The sequence below is a fragment of the Caballeronia sp. SBC1 genome (assembly GCF_011493005.1).
In the GTDB taxonomy this organism is placed as follows: Bacteria; Pseudomonadota; Gammaproteobacteria; order Burkholderiales; family Burkholderiaceae; genus Caballeronia.
In genome coordinates, this window is sequence record NZ_CP049158.1 from 609438 (window position 1) to 628303 (window position 18866).

Here is an 18866-nt window from a genome sequence, read left to right on the forward strand (position 1 = left end):
TTGCAAAGGAGTGAGGTGCCATGGACGAAAGAGCGAGCAACAGAGTGCCCCTCTGTGATCTCGACGACGTGCCCGACGGTGGCGGTCTTGAAGCAGGGACCGAAGTCGTGGTGCTACGCAGAGGGGACACAGCGTGGGCTTATCGCAACGTATGCCCGCACTTCTCCATACCGTTGAACTATGAACCGAACACGTTTTGCGCCTATGGCGGCGAGCTTCTCATGTGCGCCCATCACAGCGCGATGTTCCGGTTCGACGACGGCGTGTGCGTTGACGGTCCGTGCCTTGGCGCACGCCTGACACCCGTGCCTATCCGCTTCGAAGGAAGAAGAATATTTGCCGATGAATAGACTACTCGTTTAGCCGCGCAAGAGAGCTTGCTATTCGTTCAAGCTAACCAACGACCCGGCCGCTTCGTTACGCTTGAACGCCTCGGTGTCCCTATACCTCTCGCCGGGGTGTCCGGCCAGCCTGCGAGTGTTGATCCGTTCACTTGGCATCGGCCTGGCCCAGCGTCTTCTGCGCTTCTGCAGCGTTGTCCTTGCTGACGAGAATCGATGGCACATAGGTGGCGAGCGGCAGCGTGTGATCGCCCGCCAGATAGCGGGCTACGTTGTCCACAGCAGTCTTGCCGATCAGATAAGGCTGTTGGGCGACCACCGCCGAGGCGCTGGATTGAGGGTTCTTGACGAGCGCGACGAAGTCGGGACTGCCGTCGACCGCGTAGGTCCTGATCTCTGAGCGATGCGCCGCGTCAACAGCCTGCGTCGCGCCGATCTGCGGTATATCCCACCCTGCCCATATAGCCTGAACGGTGCCGGTCGGATACTTGGCCAGCAACTGGCTGACCTGCGAGTAAGCGTCCTGCACGGTATTCGGGATCACGTCGCGCAGCTCGGGCTGAATGATCTTGATCTTCGGATACCACTTCAGCACCTCGCGCAACTGGTCGTAGCGCATGGCCATGACCGGCACGCCGTAGAAACCGTTGAAGACGAGAATATTGCCTTCGCCATGCAGATCGTTGACCAGCTTCAACGCAAGTTGCTCACCAATATAGAAATTATCCGATGTCGTTACGTTGATGCTCGACGGGCTGGCGGTATCGACCGTAAATAGCGGAATGCCCGCTTCACGGATTTTCTTGAGCAAGGGTTCGAGCACGGCCGCGGTGCCAAGCTGTTCAATGATGGCGTCGGGCTTTTCCGCGATCAGCGCCTGGAGCTGCGCGATCTGTTGGCTATCCTTGCGACCGCCGTCAAGCGCTATGGGTATTCCACCAAGACGCTTCACCTCATCAATTTGTCCCTTATAAGCCTTCAAGTCCCAGTAATGCTCGGTTCCTGCAACGGAGATGCCAATCCGCTTGCCCTTAAGCGACGGTGCGTCAGCCGCTGCCGGTGCACAGAGCGCAGCGCTTGTGAGAAGGACAGCCAGCGTGGCAAGCACGCGCCCAAAAAACGGTCCGTGAGCTTTCAGGGAAGCATGGAACCGTTCTGTACTTTTTCTCTTAACCATGTTGAATGAAATTCTGCGCAATGAATGAAGGGCGTAAAACCCAGCGTGGACGTCTCAATCCCATCATTGTATTTTCCTTGGGCGTAGCGGCCGTGAAATGCGTGAATCCTGCGCCAAAACAAAGCTTGGCGGAGCTTTGCTGACTCGCAGGAAAGACACGTCGAGAATGACAGAAGGATAGTTCCAGAACCATTGGTGTTGGCGCTGAGGACCGTTTGAAATATACGATCAACCCGCAGACAATCAACCTGGACAGGGGCCGGTTTTCAATCAGCTTTTAACTAGACTAATCAGGATGCCTTAGAGCATGAAGGCGAGGATGAAAGACGAGGTATGAACAAGGGATGAAAAAATTTTAGAAGGTTTGTAGATTTGGAGAAACCAACGGAAAAATCCCGCGCAGGCAAAGCACCTGCGCGGGATTTTGGTCAAACAAATTGCGGTTATTGCCACCCGGTGTAATTAAAGTGTCGGCCCGGTGCGTATGCGGCTAAACGGTTCGCCCTCGGCTAAAGAGTCGAAGAATGGCTAGCAGGATCACGGCGCCAATCAAAGCAGTGATTAGCGAACCAATGATACCGCCGCCCAGATGCAAGCCGAGCACGCCGCCCAGCCAGCCGCCAATGAACGCGCCGACAATGCCGACAATGATGTCCACAATAATTCCGAAGCCGCCTCCATCAACGATTCGGCCAGCGAGCGCGCCGGCAATTCCGCCAATGATCAGCCAGAAAATGATTCCGTGTGAAACAGGTTCCATAACGTTCTCCGTCAGGTTAAATGCGCGTAGCAGGCTACCGGCATGATGATGACAATACTTACGGGAGGCATCGTTGGTTAGTGATGTCCATGTTCCCCCTGAATCAATGGGCCTCTCGGCTAGAGCAAGCAGCGTGCCCGCAACGGGCCATGCGGCAAGAACGACCGATTCACCAAGCTTGGCGCTTAACGTTGGCAGGCGTCATCAGGCTAAACCCGAACCCGAACAGTTCCTCTACTGCCTTGTGATTCACTTTTGCTATCGGACCATCGGATAGTCGGATTGTTTGGCTATGAGTGTGCCCCTATAGTTCATTCATGAGTGGCTTTAAGCAGGTGCCGAAACAGGGTGCCGAAACGAACAATCGTCCTAGAGACAAAGGAGACACGATGAACCAGATCGATCTGGCCGGACGCACCGTGGTGATCACCGGCGGCGCCCGCGGTATTGGCTATGCGGTGGCGCAACGCGCGCTCGCCTCGGGCGCTGAAGTTGCGCTCTGGGACATCGACGCCGAACGCCTTGAGCGGGCCCGCGGCGAACTCGCCAAGGGCGGTAAGGTCAGCGTTGCCGTAGTCGAACTGACGGAAGAAGCATCGGTTGAGCAAGCAACGCAGCAGACGCTGGAAGCACATCGAAAGATTGACGTCTTGATCAACTGCGCGGGCATCACGGGTGGCAACGGCACGACCTGGGAACTCGCGCCGGATGTTTGGCGCCGCGTGATTGACGTGAACCTCGTTGGCCCATATCTCACCTGCCGCGCCGTCGTACCGCACATGCTGAAAGAAGGCTACGGCCGGATCGTGAATATTGCGTCGGTGGCAGGCAAGGAAGGCAATCCGAACGCGTCGCACTACAGCGCCTCGAAAGCCGGCCTGATCGGGCTCACGAAGTCGCTCGGCAAGGAGCTCGCCACGCGCGGCATCCTGGTGAATGCGGTGACGCCGGCCGCTGCGAAGACCGAGATTTTCGATTCCATGTCGCAGCAGCATATCGACTACATGCTCTCCAAGATCCCGATGAATCGTTTCCTCCTGCCGGAAGAAGCGGCGTCGCTAATCCTGTGGCTCAGCTCGGAAGACTGCGCGTTCAGCACAGCGTCGGTGTTCGATCTGTCCGGTGGCCGCGCGACCTACTGAAGCGTGGCGGGTGTCGCTGACGGCACGCCTGCCTCATAAAAATATCTGGAATAAATATCTGGAGACACGCATGAGCGATACCGCTACTGCGGAGGACGCCGTCGTCGCTCGCGTGATGCGTCGTCTGCTGCCGTTCCTGCTGCTGATGTACATGCTGGCGTTTCTCGATCGGGCAAATATCGGCTTCGCGCAGAAAGCGCTGCAGCACGATACGGGTCTTTCGAATGCGGCCTTCGCGTTCGGGGCGGGCGTGTTTTTTGTGGGCTATGCGCTCTTTGAAGTGCCGAGCAACTTGCTGCTGCATCGCGTGGGGGCAAAGCTCTGGATGTGCCGGATCATGGTCACATGGGGGCTTGTTTCCGCAGCAATGGCGTTCGCGCATACCGCCACCATGTTCTATGTCCTGCGCTTCGCGCTGGGTGTGGCTGAGGCAGGCTTTTTCCCCGGCATTGTGTATTACCTCACGCGCTGGTTTCCGCAATCGGCGCGAGCGAGGGCGCTAGGCGTGTTCTATTTCGGCGCACCGCTTGCGTTCATCTTCGGCAGTCCATTGTCTGGTGCGTTGCTCGACCTGCATGGCGCGCTCGGTTTTGCAGGCTGGCAATGGCTCTTCCTGGTGGAAGGCGTTCTTGCCTCCATCGTTGGTATATGGGCTTTCTGGTATCTCGACAACGATCCGTCCAAGGCCCGCTGGCTAGATGCCTCTCAACGTGAGCTGCTGCTTGCGCGACTCTCCCACGATGCACAGACAGCGTCCGCGCATGGGCCGCGCAGTGTGCTCGCCGCGTTGATCGATCCGCGTGTGCTGATCCTGTCGGCCGTGTATTTCCTGATTCAGATGTCCGTGTATGGCGTGATCTTTTATCTGCCGCAACAGGTAGCGGCATTGCTTGGCGCGAACGTGGGTGCGAAGGTCGGTTTCGTCACGGCCATCCCCTGGTTGTGTGCTGTGCTGGTCACGTGGACGGTGCCGCGGTATGCGGATCGTCATGGCCAGCATCGATGGCTCGCCGTGCTGATGCTGGTCGTGGCCGGTGCCGGTATCGCGATTTCGGGACTCGCAGGTCAACCCGTGATCTCGCTGATCGCGTTGTGTTTCGCGGCGAGCGGCCTGATCGCAGCACAACCGCTGTTCTGGACTTTTCCCACGCATTACCTGACTGGCGCCGCTGCGGCCGGAGCCATCGCGTTGATCAATTCGCTCGGTAGCCTCGGCGGTTTCGTCGCGCCCATGGTGCGCACGGCTGCGGAACGCGTGTATGTATCGACGAGTGCCGGCCTCGTGTTGCTCGGATTCGTCGCCGTGCTCGCAGCGTTGGCGATTATCGTATTCGTACGGCCCGCGAATGCGTCCGCGTATATCGACGACAAGCGCACCAAAGCGTCCTGAACATTAGAACCCTTACGGAGTCCGATCATGTCCATGCCCACCATCCGTCACGTTCGCGCGTTCACCGTCCGCGGCGGTGGCGCCGACTATCACGACCAGGGCGCCGATCACTGGATCGACGACCATATCTCCACGCCAATGGCGCGGTACCCCGAGTATCGGCAAAGTCGCCAGTCGTTCGGCATTAATGTGCTCGGTTCGCTGGTTGTGGAAATTGAAGCAAGCGATGGCACAGTCGGCTTCGCGGTTACCACTGGTGGTGAGATCGGCGCGTTTATCGTGGAGAAACATCTGGCGCGGTTTCTCGAAGGCCAACGCGTGACCGACATCGAAAAGATGTGGGACCAGATGTATTTCGCCACGCTCTATTACGGGCGCAAAGGCATTGTGCTGAATGCGATATCGGGCGTCGATCTTGCACTATGGGATCTGCTCGCGAAGGTTCGCAAGGAACCGGTGTTTCATCTTTTAGGCGGACCTGTACGCGACGAACTGCAGTTCTATGCAACCGGCGCACGTCCTGATCTCGCGAAGGAGATGGGTTTTATCGGCGGCAAGATGCCGTTGCAGCACGGACCCGCGGAAGGCGAGGAGGGGCTGGCGAAGAACATTGCGAAGCTCGCCGATATGCGCGCGAAAGTAGGCGATGATTTCTGGCTGATGTTCGACTGCTGGATGAGCCTCGACCTGAACTACGCAACGCGCCTCGCGCACGCGGCCAAGGAATACGGCCTGAAGTGGCTCGAAGAAGCGCTGCCGCCCGACGACTATTGGGGTTACGCCGAACTGCGGCGCTCGGTGCCGCGCGGCATGATGGTGACGACCGGTGAACATGAAGCCACGCGCTGGGGTTTCCGCATGCTGTTTGAAATGGGTTGTGCCGATCTGGTTCAGCCGGATGTGGGATGGTGCGGCGGCATCACGGAACTGATCAAGATATCCGCGCTAGCTGATGCTCATAACGTGCTGGTCGTGCCGCATGGTTCATCCGTCTATAGCTATCACTTCGTGGTGACGCGGCACAACTCGCCGTTCGCGGAGTTCCTGATGATGGCGCCGAAAGCCGACGAAGTCGTGCCCATGTTCAATCCGCTGTTGCTCGATGAACCCGTGCCCGTGAACGGCCGGATGAAGGTGCCGGAGACACCCGGTTTCGGTGTGCGGCTCAATCCTGAATGCACCCTTGTGCGTCCTTATACACACTGAAACATTGAAACGCTGAGGTTTAATCGTGCTGCTCGAGAACAAGGTGGTGATCGTCACGGGTGGATCGCGAGGCATTGGCCGCGCGATTGCCGTGGCCTGCGCGAAGGAAGGCGCGGACGTCGTACTGAACTATTGGGGCGATAACGACCGCTCGTATGGACGCTTGTCGGCTGTGCAGGAAGTGGTCGGCGAGATAGAGACACTTGGCCGGCGAGTCATCGCGGTCGAAGGAAATGTCGCGCAGCGTGAGACGGGGCTCGAACTCGTGAAGCAGGCAGTCGACGCGTTCGGTCATGTCGACGTCCTCGCCAGCAACGCCGGCATCTGTCCATTTCACTCGTTCCTCGACATGCCGGCGTCGGTGTACGAAGCGACCATTGGCGTCAACCTGAACGGTGCGTTCTATGTGACTCAGGCTGTCGCCAACCAGATGAAACTGCAAGGCACCGGCGGTTCGATTGTCGCGACGAGTTCGATCAGCGCGCTCGTCGGCGGCGCCATGCAGACGCATTACACGCCGACCAAGGCGGGTGTTCATTCGCTGATGCAGTCGTGCGCGATCGCGTTGGGGCCTTACGGCATCCGCTGCAATTCGGTGATGCCCGGCACGATTGCAACCGACCTGAACGCGGAAGATCTCGCCGATACCGAGAAGCGAGCGTACTTCGAAAAACGTATTCCGCTCGGACGCCTGGGCGAACCGGATGACGTTGCACAGTGCGTGACGTTTCTCGCGTCTGATCGCGCGCGCTATGTGACGGGGGCATCGCTGCTAGTGGACGGCGGCTTGTTCGTCAACCTTCAGTGAACGAGCCGGCCGAGTACTTGCGCAGCAACGCAATGCAGTATTCGGCGGGTTCGCTGAGCGTTTCATGTTTGCGCCGCAGCAAGCCGAATCCCGAGAGGCTTTTGCCGATCTCGATGGGCAGTTCGATCAGCAAATGCGCGCGCAGGTAATCGCGTACGACGGATTCCGGCAGCATGGCGACGGCGTCGCTATTCTGCAAAAGCTGAAGCGTGGCGAAGATCGACGCGCACTCGACCACGTTGGAGGGCGAAGCAAGCCCGGCGCGTGCAAGCTCTTCTTCGAACAACGCGCGCGCCGGACTGGTGATCGGTTGCAGGATCCAGGGCCACGAGATCAGCGCGTCGAGTGAAAGCGAGGTTTCATGGGCAAGCGGATGCGCGGCGCGCACGACCAGCCGCATGGCCTCGCGCGAGAGCGGTTCGAAGTCGAAGTCGTTGTGCTGCAGCGGCGTGGTGAGACGGCCGAGTGCGAGATCTACTTCGCGGCGGTGCAGCAATTGCACCACTTGGTCGCTGGTCTCGCCAAGAATACGAACGTTGAGCAGCGGCCGCTCGCTTTTCAGTTCGGCGATGGCCATGGCGAGCACGTCGGGCGCTGCGCCCATGATTGCGCCCACGGTCAGTTGACCATGACCGCCGCGACGTTTGCTTTCGAGGTCGGCGGCGAAGCGGGTGAGGTCAGCAAGCGAGCGGCGCGCATAGGCGAGCGTGGCGACACCGAGCGGCGTGGGCTGCATGCCGCGAGCATTACGCTCGAACAGGAGGAAGCCGAACGCCTCTTCGATGTCGCTCAGCATGCGGCTGGCACTAGGCTGCGCGACATTAATTGTCTCGGCGGCCTGGTGCAGGTTGCGGGCGTCGTCGAGGGCGACAAGCAGCGCGAGATGTTTGAATTTCAGGCGGTTGACGAGGGCAATCTGGGAGACGTTCTGGGTCATCGGGCGTCCTCGTGCGTCCATAATGCGATTCGGTTTTGCGATCGGCTGATCTTGACTTCGGATTGTCATGTTATCAGTCGGCGAATTATAGTCGTAACGCAAAGGCCGGGATTCAACTGGTTCAACACCTAAAAAAAGGCAAGCCGCAATGGAGACGATTGCGTTCAGGATGACCCTCAAACCGGGCCAGCGCGATGAATACGAGCGGCGTCATCGCGACATATGGCCCGAGCTGGCCGAGGCGTTAAGTCAAGCCGGGATCCGGGATTATCGGATTTTTCTCGACGAAACCACCGGGCACCTGTTCGCCACGCTCAAGCGTGAGCGCGACCACAGCATGGACGCCTTGCCGGATCTGCCCATCATGCGCAAATGGTGGGACAGCATGGCCGACTTGATGGAAACAAACCCTGACCACTCGCCGGTGCAGCACGCGCTCGTGCCGGTCTTCCATCTACCCTGACGCGCTTCTGGCGAGTTTTAGCGGCACGAGGACATATCCATGCAGGTTGTCGATCCGCACATTCACCTTTGGGATTTAAAGACGCATCACTATCCGTGGTTGGCGAATCCGGGTAAGTCGTTCGTCGGCGATGCACGCGAGCTGAAGCACGACTATCTGATCGGCGACTTGTTGCGGGATGCAACGCCGGTCCAGGTGCTGAAGCTCGTGCATGTGGATGCCAATCACGATCCCGCCGATCCAGTAGAAGAAACGCGCTGGCTGCAGCATGTTGCAGATAACGAAGGCAATGGGTTGCCGGATGCGATTGTCGCGGGCGCTGATTTATCGGCGGATAACGCTGAGGAAGTGCTCGAAGGGCACGCCGCATTCGCCAACACACGCGGCATTCGGCAGATTCTAAACGTGCACGCGAATCCGCTTTATGACTACGTGGGCCGGCACTACATGCGTGAACCGCAATGGCGAGAAAACTTCGCTTTACTGAAGAAGTATTCGATGTCATTCGATCTGCAGCTCTACCCGTCGCAAATGAAAGAAGCGGCTGAGCTTGCGCGGGAACATCCTGATACGCAGTTCATCGTGAATCATGCGGGCATGTTCGTGGATCGTTCGTCGGTGGAGGGGTTTCGTGCATGGCGTGACGGTTTGCGTGCGCTCGCCGCATGTCCGAATGTAGCGGTGAAGATCAGCGGTCTTGCCATGTTCGATCATCAATGGAGCGTTGAAAGTTTTCGGCCGTATGTGCTGGAGACGATCGATACGTTTGGTTGCGAGCGCGCGATGTTCGCGTCGAACTTTCCGGTCGACCGTTTGTTTGCCACATATGAAGGATTGTGGAACGCGTATGCGTCGATTGTTAAAGACCTAAGCGATACCGAAATAGATGCCCTGTTCAAGAGCAACGCGGAACGTATCTATCGCATCTGAAGGAGACAGTATGGGCAACAACAATCCGCCTCGGCTTGAGCTAAGGCACGCGAGTAAGTCGTTTGGCCGTGTGCGTGCGCTGGGCGACGGCAGCCTCGCGATGTGGCCGGGTGAAGTGCATGCATTGCTCGGCGAGAACGGTGCAGGCAAGTCGACCCTCGTTAAGCTCCTAGCAGGTGTTTACCAGCCGGACTCGGGCGAATTGCTGGTCGACGGACACGCCCGTACGTTCGCGAATCCCGCTGAAGCACGCGATGCGGGTCTCGCCGTGATCTATCAGGAACCTACATTGTTTGCGGACCTGTCCATCGCGGAAAACATCTACATGGGACGTCAGCCGCGCGACCGGCTCGGTCGGATTCGCTATGACGAAATGAATCGCGAAGTGGACGCGCTGCTGCAATCGCTGGGTGTTAATCTGCGTGCGGAAGGGCTGGTGCGCGGTTTGTCCATCGCCGATCAGCAAGTGGTCGAAATTGCTAAAGCACTTTCTCTGAACGCGAATGTGCTGATCATGGACGAGCCGACAGCGGCATTGTCGTTGACCGAGGTGGAGCGCCTGTTCTCAATCGTGCGCGCATTGCGTGAACGCGATGCCGCCATTCTTTTCATCACGCACCGGCTGGACGAAGTATTCGCGCTGACGCAGCGCCTGACGATCATGCGCGACGGCCTCAAGGTCTTCGACGCCATGACCGCCGACATGACCATTGATTCGATCGTCAGCAAGATGGTCGGACGCGATCTTGATACCTTCTATCCGAAAGCCGATGTCGCGCCCGGCGAGGTGCGTCTGTCAGTTCGCAACCTGACGCGCGACGGCGTGTTCAAGAACGTCTCGTTCGAGGTCCGCGCAGGCGAGATCGTGGCATTGGCAGGGCTTGTTGGCGCAGGCCGTAGCGAGGTGGCGCGCGCGATCTTTGGCATCGATCAGGTGGATGGGGGCGAGGTTCATATCGTGGGCAAGCCGTTGCAACTCGGCCGGCCGCAGGCGGCAGTCCGCGCCGGGCTCGCGCTTGTGCCCGAGGACCGCCGTGCGCAAGGTCTCGCGCTGGAACTGAGCATTGCGCGCAACGCTTCACTGACGGTGCTGGGACGGCTTGTCAAACACGGATTGATCTCGTCGCGCAGTGAAAATACGCTCGCCGCCGACTGGGGCAAACGCCTGCGGCTCAAAGCAAGCGATCTGGACGCGCCGGTCGGCACACTGTCGGGCGGCAACCAGCAAAAGGTCGTACTCGGAAAGTGGCTGGCTACAGGGCCTAAAGTGCTGATCATCGACGAACCGACCCGCGGTATTGATGTCGGCGCCAAGGCGGAAGTGTATCGAACGCTCGCGGAACTGGTGCGCGAAGGCATGGCAGTCCTGATGATTTCAAGCGAACTGCCCGAAGTGCTTGGCATGGCCGATCGCATTCTTGTCATGCACGAAGGGCGCATCAGCGCTGACATCGCACGCGCCGATGCAAACGAAGAACGCGTGATGAGCGCCGCACTCGGCGCGTCGCCGTCCACGTTGGGGAAGGCGGCATGATGACACGACATTCTCCCGCCATGCCCGCCGTGCACGCGCCCAAGCCCAAACGCCGCAACCTGCTGGCAAACCTGGTTCGCAGCCGCGAGGCGACGTTATTTGTCGTGCTGATCGCGCTAGTCGCGGCTACCGCCGCAGTGAAACCCGAGTTCCTGAATCTGCAGAATCTGCGCGACGTGCTGCTCAATGTATCGATCATCGGCTTGCTCACGGCGGGCATGACCGTCGTGATGCTGATGCGGCATATCGATCTCTCGGTGGCGTCCGTTGTCGGTGTCAGCGCTTATTCGGTCGGTAGTCTCTTCGTAATGTTCCCGCACATGCCGATCGCGGTCGCAATGCTCGCGGGCATTGGTATCGGCCTTGCGATTGGCGCGGTGAACGGCACGCTGATCACGTTCGGGCGCGTGCCTTCGCTGGTGGCGACTTTGTCGACGCTCTACATAGTGCGCGGCGCCGATTACGCCTGGGTCCACGGCGGCCAGATCAATGCAACGAGCCTTCCAGATGCGTTTTCTCGCATTGCAACGGGTTCGCTGCTCGGCTTGCCGAACCTGGTGCTGATAGCGGTGGCCGTGCTGTTCGCGATTGGTGTCTATCTCAAGCAATATCGCGGCGGGCGTGAGCATTACGCGATCGGGTCGAACCCGGAGGCTGCACGGCTGGCAGGTATTCGCGTAGAGCGTCGCGTGATGATCGGCTTCCTGTTGTCCGGCGCAATTGCGGGTCTCGCGGGCGTGTTGTGGCTGGCGCGTTTCGGTACGGTTGAAGCGAGCACCGCGAAGGGCATCGAACTGCAGGTGGTCGCCGCAGCCGTGGTGGGTAGCGTGGCGATCACGGGTGGCGTGGGCACCATCCTCGGCGCGACGCTCGGTGCCCTCGTGCTTGGCGTGATCAACATTGCGCTGGTGGTGTTGCGCGTATCACCGTTCTGGCAGCAAGCCATTCAGGGAGCGCTGATCGTCGCGGCGATCACGCTCGACACACTGCTGGCGCGCTCGGTCGCGCGTCGCATGATGAGGAAACGCGATCATGGCTAAACCCGATTCCGCACTGACGATGACCCGGCGCCGGCATCTCTCGTGGGAGACCATGCTCGTGGTGGTGCTCGTGCTGGGACTGATCCTCGGGCGCGTGTTGTCGCCCATGTTCCTCTCGAGCGCCAACCTCTCGAACATGCTCGCCGACTTCACCGAAATCGCGCTGATCGCCTTGCCAATGACGCTGATCATTGTCGCGGCTGAAATTGATTTGTCGGTGGCGTCGGTGCTCGGCGCATCGAGTGCGCTGATGGGCGTGCTCTGGCACATGGGCCTGCCCATGCCGCTTGTGATTGCGATTGTATTGGTCGCGGGAACGCTTGCCGGCCTGTTCAACGGGCTGGTGATCGTGCGCTTCAATCTTCCCTCGCTTGCCGTCACCATCGGCACCCTGGCGTTGTTTCGCGGCCTGGCGTACGTGCTGCTCGGTGACCAGGCTGTCGCGGATTTTCCCGCGTCCTATACAGCGTTCGGGATGGATACGGTTGCCGCGTTCCTGCCCATGCCCTTTGTCCTGGTCATCATTGGGGCTGTCGTATTCACTGTGCTGCTGCAGGCTACGCCGTTCGGGCGCAGCCTCTACGCAATAGGCGCGAATCCGGTTGCCGCGCAGTTTTCCGGCATTGACGTGGCGCGTACGAAGCTCAAGCTTTTCATGCTGTCCGGCGCGATGAGTGCGCTCGCAGGCGTGGTCTACACGTTGCGCTTCACCAGCGCTCGCGGCGACAACGGCGAGGGCTTCGAATTGTCGGTGATCGCGGCCGTGCTGTTCGGCGGCGTGAGCATTTTCGGTGGACGCGGGTCCATGATCGGCGTGCTTCTGTCGTTGCTGATCATTGGCGTGTTGCGCAATGCGTTGACGCTCTCTGATGTGTCGAGCGAGACGCTGACCATTGTGACCGGTGGTTTGTTGTTGTCGTCGGTGCTGATTCCGAACCTTGTTGCACGTTGGCGTGTCATGCGCGAAAAGCGCTTGATGACGCAGACGCTTTCATGAAGCTTGGCTTTTTAAAACCAGCGTGAAGACTCCGGCCATCGATTGAACCGGAGCAGCGCGCGACATCAGGAGACACAAGCATGTTCAAACCCTTCAAGTCCATTCGCGGTCCGGCGCTATGCGCCGCGCTGATCGCGGTGTCCGCGGCGGCGATGATTCCGCTCAGCGCGAACGCCGCGGATCTGAAAAAAGACCTGAAAATAGCGTTCCTGCCCAAGCAGATCAACAACCCGTATGAAGTGATTGCCGACGACGGCGGGTTGGCGGCGATCAAGGAGATGGGCGGGCAGGGCAAGGTAGTCGGGCCATCGGATGCCGGTGCCTCGTCACAGGTCCAGTACATCAACACGCTGATCACGCAGCGCCAGGACGCGATCGTGATCGCCGCCAACGACGCCAACGCGGTTGTTCCGTACCTGAAGAAGGCGATGGCTCAGGGCATCAAGGTTGTTACTTTCGACTCGGATACAGCACCCGACGGCCGCCAGATTTTCGTCAATCAGGCCAACTCGGAGGCGATCGGACGAGGGCAGGTGCAGTTGATGTCGAAGCTCATAGGAGGCGAGGGCGAGTTCGCGATCCTCTCTGCCACGCCGAACGCCACGAACCAGAACACCTGGATCAAGTGGATGGAGGAGGAGCTGAAGAAGCCGGAATACTCCAAGATGAAGCTGGTGAAGATTGCCTACGGTAACGACGACGACCAGAAGTCGTTCGTCGAAACGCAGGGTTTGTTGCAGGCGTATCCGAACCTGAAGGGCATCATTTCCCCCACGACCGTGGGTATATCGGCGGCAGCCCGTTATGTTTCGACTTCCCCGGCCAAAGGCAAGGTCATGGTGACCGGACTCGGCACGCCGAACCAGATGCGAGCGTTCATCAAGAACGGCACAGTGAAGGCATTCCAGTTGTGGGATCCGGGTCAACTCGGTTACCTCGCGGCGTACGCGGCGGCTAACCTTGCTTCAGGCACGATCACGGGCAAGGAAGGCGATAGCTTCGACGCAGGCAAGCTGGGCAAACGCACGGTCGGCAAGAGCGGCGAAGTCGTGCTTGGACCGCCGACCACGTTTGATTCTTCGAATATCGACAACTTCAATTTCTAAAGCGAAGTTTGCCGAAGAACGAAAGCGTTGTTGAAAACAAAGGCGCGCTAGAGGGCCGGTGTCCAATCAGGATTGGGCATCGGCCTTTTCGCACTGGTGGAAATGAACACAGCGCTAGCGAGTAAAAACAGGGCGCGTCAGTCGAGACACGAGGGATCTTGAATTGCCGTAATCAGCAGTTCAAGAAACGCATTCACGGCCTTGGGCAACGTGCGCCCGGCCATGGTCTGGACCTGCAGCGTCCGCTGATGCAACTCAGGATTGCTGATAGGTACAGCCGCCAGGTTGTCCGACTTGAGGCGGCTGCGCACCGTCAGGTAACCGACCAGCGTGACCGCGTTGGTTTGCTGAACGAACGTCTGCAGTGCTCCGCCGTAGTTGCTCACGAACACGGGCTCGAAGCTCAGGCCTTCGAGACTGCAGGCGATATCGAATAATTGTCTGACGGTTACGCCCTCATGGAAGATCGCAAGCGGCCATGGTTTCAGGTCGGCGAGCGAGGCGGACTTCTGCTGCGCTAGCGGATGGTCTTGCGCGACCAGCGCGAAGATCGGTGCGCGCTGCGCGTAATGCACGTTGACGTCCTTTTCCGGCGCGACGCTGAAACACACGGCAATGTCGGCGGTGCCATCGCGCACTCTCTGCGTGGCTTCGGACGGCCCGTCGACATCCAGTTGAAAATGCGCCGCCGGCCAGGTCTTCAGGAAGTGCACAAACACCTGCGGCAAGAAATCCCGGGCAACCCCTTCGGAACTCGACACGCGGATCGTGGCGCGCCGGTCCGTCGTCAAGCCTCTGATCTCCTCGGTCACCCGATCCTGCTCCATCAGGCTGCGATGCGCGTGCGCGGCCAAGAGACGTCCCGCCTCGCTGAGGACCATGCCTCGCGGCCGACGCTCGAACAGCGGCATACCCATCTCGTCCTCCAGCTTTGCAATCTGCCGGCTCAGTGCGGATACGGCGACGAACAGCCGCTCGGACGCCTTGCTTAGCGACCCGCTTCGAGCGACTTCGAGGAAATAACGCAGCGCGGTGGTTTGCATGATGCAGTCTCGTAGGAGCTTTGCCTTTTCGGCAAGGGAAAGTGCCAAATATTGTCATTGTCCATAAATATCGGCGGTATCAAGATCGCGTCATCGATTTCCCGGATCAGAAGACCCAACGCCTTTGGCGTGCCCTTTGCCGTGCCTTACCGGAGACAAGAAGTGACGCGCGAGTCTGCTATTCAAGCTGCGGCCGATCTGTACGATTCAGGCATTTTTCTCGAAGACCTGCGGCGCCGCGTGGCGATGCGCACCGAAAGTCAGGAGCCGGAAAGCGGTCCGTGGCTGAGCGCGTATCTCAATGACGAGATAGCGCCTGCTCTCGCCGAACTCGGATTCACGTCGCGGCTGGTCGACAATCCCGCGAAGGGCGCGGGGCCGTTCCTGGTCGCTCATCGTCACGAGAGCGATGACCTGCCTACGGTCCTGACCTACGGGCATGGCGACGTCGTACGGGGCTACGACGCGCAGTGGCGCGATGGCATGTCACCGTGGCAAGTCACTGTCGCCGGCGATCACTGGTACGGACGCGGCACCGCCGACAACAAAGGTCAGCACAGCATCAACCTGGCCGCGCTCAAGGCCGTGCTCGACGCCCGAGGCGGAAGGCTCGGCTTCAATCTGAAGCTGCTGGTTGAAACCGGTGAAGAGGTCGGGTCGCCCGGCCTGCATGCAGTGTGCGAGATGCTTCGCGACGAATTGAGCGCCGACGTTTTGATTGCGTCCGATGGCCCGCGATTAGGCGCCGCGCACCCGACGATCTTTCTCGGCTCGCGCGGTGTCATCAATTTCAAGCTCGATGTAAACCTGCGCGAAGGCGGCCATCATTCGGGCAACTGGGGCGGCTTGTTGCGCAATCCCGGCGTGGTGCTGGCCAGCGCGATTGCGTCGATGGTCGACGCCAACGGGCGCATCCTCGTTGAAGGCCTCAGGCCACCTGAAGTGCCGCAAGCGGTGCGGCGCGCGCTGGAGGGCATTACGGTCGGCGGCAATCCGGGCGAGCCGGAAGTCGACACGGGTTATGGCGAACCCGGCCTCACCCCCGCTGAACGTGTATTCGGCTGGAACAACCTGGAGGTGCTGGCGTTCCGGACCGGCAATCCCGAGAAGCCGGTCAATGCAATCCCGCCGCACGCATTCGCGTACATGCAGATCCGCTTCGTGGTCGGAACGGACTGGAAAAATCTCGAGCAGATCGTGCGTCGTCATCTGGATGAACGAGGCTTTGAAATGGTCAGTATCGAGGTGGAGCGGGGCTCGCCCGCCACGCGCGTGGACCCCGATAACGCGTGGGTGAAATGGGCCGAGCGCTCGCTTGAACGCACCACTGGGCGAGCGCCCGTGCTCTTGCCGAACCTCGGCGGCACGCTGCCCAACGACGCTTTCGCGGAGATCCTTAACATGCCCACGCTTTGGGTGCCGCATTCCTACCCCGGCTGCTCGCAGCACGCACCCGATGAGCATTTGCTCGGCCCGGTGGTACGAGAGGGGCTGTGCATCATGGCCGGTTTGTTCTGGGATCTCGGCCAACCTGACGGCTCGCTTTCGAGCGGAGGAGCGCGATGAGCACTGACTCCGCCGTCACCGTCTTGCCCGCATCAAGGCGACATGTCAGCATCTACAGGCTGATTGTCGCGACATCAATAGGCAATGCGCTCGAGTTCTACGATCTCGTGGTCTATGGTTATTTCGCCTCGACGTTATCGAAACTGTTCTTTCCGACCACCGATAAAACGGTGTCGTTGCTGCTGACGCTGGGTACTTTTGCTTTGTCGTATCTTGCGCGTCCGGTGGGTGCGTTCGTGTTGGGCTCGTACAGCGACCGCAAAGGACGTAAGGCATCCTTAACGCTTTCCATCGCCATGATGACCCTCGGAACTGGCATGGTCGCGCTGATGCCCGGTTACGCGACCATTGGTGTGCTCGCGCCCATCGGCATCTTTGCGTCGCGGCTGTTGCAGGGTTTTTCGGCGGGCGGCGAGTTTGGCAGCTCGACGGCTTTCCTCACCGAGCATGCGCCCGCGCGCAGCGGTTTCATGGCGAGCTGGCAGTTCGCGAGCCAGGGAGCAAGCGTACTGGTTGCATCGGCGTTCGGCGCGGTGCTCACGAGCACGCTCACGCCTGCGCAACTCGAAGGCTGGGGCTGGCGCATCCCGTTCCTGTTCGGCCTCTTGATTGGCCCGGTGGGTTGGTATATCCGCCGGCATGTCGATGAAACCCCCGAGTTCGAACGCACGGAACGATCCGCTTCGCCCATTCGTGAAGTGATGGCTACGCAGAAGGAGCGGGTGCTGGTGTGCATCGGTTCGCTGGTGCTGACGACTACCGCCAACTACATGCTGCTCTACATGCCGACGTATGCAAGCAGGCAGCTTGGGCTTGCACCCTCGTATGGATTTATCGCGACGCTGGCGGCAGGTTTTATCGTCATGGTGCTGACGCCGATGGTCGGCCATTGGTCCGACAAAGTGGGCCGCACCCGCATCATGCTTGGCGCGGGATCGGTATTTTTCGTGACCATCTATCCGGCGTTCATGTTCATGAATGCGCATCCATCGCTGCTCACATTGCTGGCCGCGATTATCTGGGTCGCGGTACTCAAGGCCATCTATTTCGCACCTATTCCCGCGCTGATGTCGGATCTTTTCCCGGTCCGTACGCGCACCACCGGCATGGCGGTGGGTTACAACGTTGGCACGACTGTCTTCGGCGGGTTCACACCGCTTGCGGTCGCTTCGCTGATCGCGGTTACCGGCAATAACCTGGCGCCTGGGTTCTATTTGATGCTCGCGGCCATCATCAGTCTCTTCACGCTGCTGTGGGCGCGAACGCGCCTGAAAGTGCACTAAACCGTTGGATGAACAACTGGACATGACAGATATGAAGGATTTGCAGCAAGCCATACAGTTCGCGATAGTTCATGAATCGCTCTGGGACCGCAATGTCGATGGCACTTGGGGCGTACATGTAAACGACCCGCCGCCATGGAACCGGTTGCTGGGTCCCGTGCATGATCGCGGTCCGGTTTCCGGTGCGATTTCCGTCGATGGCAAGATGCTCACGACGTGGGGTGAGCCTGATCGCGCCGACCTGACTTTTAGCATCGCCAAGACTTACCTTGCCTTGCTGGCGGGCGTGGCGTTTGATCGCGGCTTGCTGCCGAATGTGAGCGAGCCGGTCCATATACGCGTACCGGGTATCGGTTTCGACGATGAGCACAATGCTCGCATCACTTGGGCGCACCTGCTTCAGCAGACCAGTGAATGGCGAGGTGAGTGCTTCGGACTGACAGATCAGGCGGACCACTTTCGTGCAGTGACGTTCGGTCGTGCACCCGATGGCAAGAAGGGCGATTTGCGGCGAGTGCAAGCACCTGGAACGTACTGGGAATACAACGATGTCCGCATCAACCAGTTTTCACTGGCGCTGCTGCATTTGTTCGGCCGACCGCTGCCCGAGGTGTTTCGCGAAGCGATCATGCAGCCGCTTGGAGCGAGTGACGACTGGCAATGGGTGGGATATGACAATGCGTGGATTGAACTCAACGGGCAGCGCGTGCAGTCGATTCCGGGGGGAACGCACTGGGGTGGCGGGCTGTCGATCAGCGCGAATGATCAGCTCAAGGTGGCGCGTCTTTTTGTCGATGATGGAATAGTGGACGGGCGCCGGATCATCTCGAGCGAATGGCTCGCGCGTATGAAAACGCCTTGTGCGCTTGCGCCGTATTACGGTTATCTGGTGTGGCTCAATCACGAACGCCGCGTGTTTCCGAGCGTGCCGGCGTCGAGCTACTTTGCCATTGGCGCGGGTAGTTCGTTCACATGGATCGAACCGGAGCGCAAGATGGCGGTGGTGGTCCGCTGGCTGAATTCCGCTCACGCCAATGAGTTTTTCGGACTGGTGTTGAAAGCGGTGGATGGGGTGGTGGGACGTTAAGAGCGAGAGGTCAGGGTGAACGGATTGGGGCTATTTCGACGGCCGCCCCCTATTCG

Annotated in this window: 18 protein-coding genes; 14 read left to right on the forward strand and 4 right to left on the reverse strand. The window is 59.6% G+C overall.

Features of this window, described 5'->3' with window-relative positions; translation table 11 throughout:
- Window positions 1-20 precede the first annotated feature (20 nt).
- Complete coding sequence (locus tag SBC1_RS29660; RefSeq protein WP_165103342.1) at window positions 21-350, forward strand: Rieske 2Fe-2S domain-containing protein; 330 nt, start codon at window positions 21-23, stop codon at window positions 348-350.
- Window positions 351-489: 139 nt separating this feature from the next.
- On the opposite strand, the gene SBC1_RS29665 is transcribed toward SBC1_RS29660, so the two are convergent.
- Complete coding sequence (locus tag SBC1_RS29665) at window positions 490-1518, reverse strand: sugar ABC transporter substrate-binding protein (protein WP_165103346.1); 1029 nt, start codon at window positions 1516-1518, stop codon at window positions 490-492.
- A gap of 490 nt (window positions 1519-2008) precedes the next feature.
- Complete coding sequence (locus SBC1_RS29670; protein WP_097267655.1) at window positions 2009-2278, reverse strand: GlsB/YeaQ/YmgE family stress response membrane protein; 270 nt, start codon at window positions 2276-2278, stop codon at window positions 2009-2011.
- A 389-nt stretch (window positions 2279-2667) separates the two neighbouring features.
- Here SBC1_RS29670 and SBC1_RS29675 point away from each other — a divergent pair, with 389 nt between their 5' ends.
- From SBC1_RS29675 to SBC1_RS29690, 4 genes are all read left to right on the forward strand, one after another.
- Entirely contained in the window at window positions 2668-3420 is a 753-nt protein-coding gene (locus tag SBC1_RS29675) for an SDR family NAD(P)-dependent oxidoreductase (protein WP_165103349.1), read from the forward strand.
- Window positions 3421-3490: 70 nt separating this feature from the next.
- On the forward strand, window positions 3491-4810 hold the full coding sequence (locus tag SBC1_RS29680; RefSeq protein WP_165103352.1) for an MFS transporter: 1320 nt from the start codon (window positions 3491-3493) through the stop codon (window positions 4808-4810).
- A 27-nt stretch (window positions 4811-4837) separates the two neighbouring features.
- A complete protein-coding gene (rhmD, locus tag SBC1_RS29685; protein ID WP_165103356.1) occupies window positions 4838-6016 on the forward strand; it encodes an L-rhamnonate dehydratase in 1179 nt (392 codons plus the stop codon).
- A gap of 25 nt (window positions 6017-6041) precedes the next feature.
- Window positions 6042-6824: an SDR family NAD(P)-dependent oxidoreductase gene (locus SBC1_RS29690; RefSeq protein WP_165103359.1), complete on the forward strand. Its 783-nt coding sequence runs from the start codon at window positions 6042-6044 to the stop codon at window positions 6822-6824.
- Here the strand turns inward: SBC1_RS29690 and SBC1_RS29695 are convergent.
- On the reverse strand, window positions 6811-7761 hold the full coding sequence (locus SBC1_RS29695; protein ID WP_165103362.1) for a LysR family transcriptional regulator: 951 nt from the start codon (window positions 7759-7761) through the stop codon (window positions 6811-6813). The two genes, SBC1_RS29690 and SBC1_RS29695, sit on opposite strands and share 14 nt — an antisense overlap.
- A 148-nt stretch (window positions 7762-7909) precedes the next feature.
- Between SBC1_RS29695 and rhaM the strand changes: the two genes are divergently transcribed.
- The 6 genes from rhaM (at window position 7910) to rhaS (ending at window position 13831) form a co-directional block, all read left to right on the forward strand.
- On the forward strand, window positions 7910-8224 hold the full coding sequence (gene rhaM, locus SBC1_RS29700) for an L-rhamnose mutarotase (protein ID WP_165103365.1): 315 nt from the start codon (window positions 7910-7912) through the stop codon (window positions 8222-8224).
- A gap of 39 nt (window positions 8225-8263) precedes the next feature.
- The gene (locus SBC1_RS29705; RefSeq protein ID WP_165103368.1) at window positions 8264-9154 is read left to right on the forward strand and encodes an amidohydrolase; all 891 of its coding nucleotides are present in this window, start codon (window positions 8264-8266) and stop codon (window positions 9152-9154) included.
- A 10-nt stretch (window positions 9155-9164) separates the two neighbouring features.
- Entirely contained in the window at window positions 9165-10688 is a 1524-nt protein-coding gene (locus tag SBC1_RS29710; RefSeq protein ID WP_165103371.1) for a sugar ABC transporter ATP-binding protein, read from the forward strand.
- Entirely contained in the window at window positions 10688-11728 is a 1041-nt protein-coding gene (locus SBC1_RS29715; protein WP_165104885.1) for an ABC transporter permease, read from the forward strand. The genes SBC1_RS29710 and SBC1_RS29715 overlap by 1 nt, the downstream gene beginning before the upstream one ends.
- A complete protein-coding gene (locus SBC1_RS29720) occupies window positions 11721-12725 on the forward strand; it encodes an ABC transporter permease (protein ID WP_165103376.1) in 1005 nt (334 codons plus the stop codon). Before SBC1_RS29715 ends, SBC1_RS29720 begins: the two co-directional genes overlap by 8 nt.
- An 80-nt stretch (window positions 12726-12805) precedes the next feature.
- Entirely contained in the window at window positions 12806-13831 is a 1026-nt protein-coding gene (gene rhaS, locus SBC1_RS29725) for a rhamnose ABC transporter substrate-binding protein (protein ID WP_165103379.1), read from the forward strand.
- Between the two features lie 137 nt (window positions 13832-13968).
- On the opposite strand, the gene SBC1_RS29730 is transcribed toward rhaS, so the two are convergent.
- The gene (locus tag SBC1_RS29730; protein WP_165103382.1) at window positions 13969-14874 is read right to left on the reverse strand and encodes a LysR family transcriptional regulator; all 906 of its coding nucleotides are present in this window, start codon (window positions 14872-14874) and stop codon (window positions 13969-13971) included.
- 162 nt (window positions 14875-15036) lie between these two features.
- On the opposite strand from SBC1_RS29730, the gene SBC1_RS29735 reads away from it, so the two are divergent.
- From SBC1_RS29735 to SBC1_RS29745, 3 genes are read left to right on the forward strand one after another with little or no spacing between them, the layout of a single operon-like run.
- Window positions 15037-16440: a M20 family metallopeptidase gene (locus SBC1_RS29735; protein ID WP_165103385.1), complete on the forward strand. Its 1404-nt coding sequence runs from the start codon at window positions 15037-15039 to the stop codon at window positions 16438-16440.
- Entirely contained in the window at window positions 16437-17723 is a 1287-nt protein-coding gene (locus SBC1_RS29740) for an MFS transporter (protein ID WP_165103388.1), read from the forward strand. The genes SBC1_RS29735 and SBC1_RS29740 overlap by 4 nt, the downstream gene beginning before the upstream one ends.
- A gap of 22 nt (window positions 17724-17745) precedes the next feature.
- Complete coding sequence (locus SBC1_RS29745; RefSeq protein WP_370469697.1) at window positions 17746-18810, forward strand: serine hydrolase domain-containing protein; 1065 nt, start codon at window positions 17746-17748, stop codon at window positions 18808-18810.
- The last annotated feature ends 56 nt before the right edge of the window (window positions 18811-18866 follow it).

Bases quoted from the DNA above. Each gene is read 5' to 3' on its own strand.
- SBC1_RS29660 (WP_165103342.1), top strand. From the start codon at position 21: ATGGACGAAAGAGCGAGCAACAGAGTGCCCCTCTGTGATCTCGACGAC.
- SBC1_RS29665 (WP_165103346.1), bottom strand. From the start codon at position 1,518: ATGGTTAAGAGAAAAAGTACAGAACGGTTCCATGCTTCCCTGAAAGCT.
- SBC1_RS29670 (WP_097267655.1), bottom strand. From the start codon at position 2,278: ATGGAACCTGTTTCACACGGAATCATTTTCTGGCTGATCATTGGCGGA.
- SBC1_RS29675 (WP_165103349.1), top strand. From the start codon at position 2,668: ATGAACCAGATCGATCTGGCCGGACGCACCGTGGTGATCACCGGCGGC.
- SBC1_RS29680 (WP_165103352.1), top strand. From the start codon at position 3,491: ATGAGCGATACCGCTACTGCGGAGGACGCCGTCGTCGCTCGCGTGATG.
- rhmD (WP_165103356.1), top strand. From the start codon at position 4,838: ATGTCCATGCCCACCATCCGTCACGTTCGCGCGTTCACCGTCCGCGGC.
- SBC1_RS29695 (WP_165103362.1), bottom strand. From the start codon at position 7,761: ATGACCCAGAACGTCTCCCAGATTGCCCTCGTCAACCGCCTGAAATTC.
- rhaM (WP_165103365.1), top strand. From the start codon at position 7,910: ATGGAGACGATTGCGTTCAGGATGACCCTCAAACCGGGCCAGCGCGAT.
- SBC1_RS29705 (WP_165103368.1), top strand. From the start codon at position 8,264: ATGCAGGTTGTCGATCCGCACATTCACCTTTGGGATTTAAAGACGCAT.
- SBC1_RS29710 (WP_165103371.1), top strand. From the start codon at position 9,165: ATGGGCAACAACAATCCGCCTCGGCTTGAGCTAAGGCACGCGAGTAAG.
- SBC1_RS29715 (WP_165104885.1), top strand. From the start codon at position 10,688: ATGACACGACATTCTCCCGCCATGCCCGCCGTGCACGCGCCCAAGCCC.
- SBC1_RS29720 (WP_165103376.1), top strand. From the start codon at position 11,721: ATGGCTAAACCCGATTCCGCACTGACGATGACCCGGCGCCGGCATCTC.
- rhaS (WP_165103379.1), top strand. From the start codon at position 12,806: ATGTTCAAACCCTTCAAGTCCATTCGCGGTCCGGCGCTATGCGCCGCG.
- SBC1_RS29730 (WP_165103382.1), bottom strand. From the start codon at position 14,874: ATGCAAACCACCGCGCTGCGTTATTTCCTCGAAGTCGCTCGAAGCGGG.
- SBC1_RS29740 (WP_165103388.1), top strand. From the start codon at position 16,437: ATGAGCACTGACTCCGCCGTCACCGTCTTGCCCGCATCAAGGCGACAT.
- SBC1_RS29745 (WP_370469697.1), top strand. From the start codon at position 17,746: ATGACAGATATGAAGGATTTGCAGCAAGCCATACAGTTCGCGATAGTT.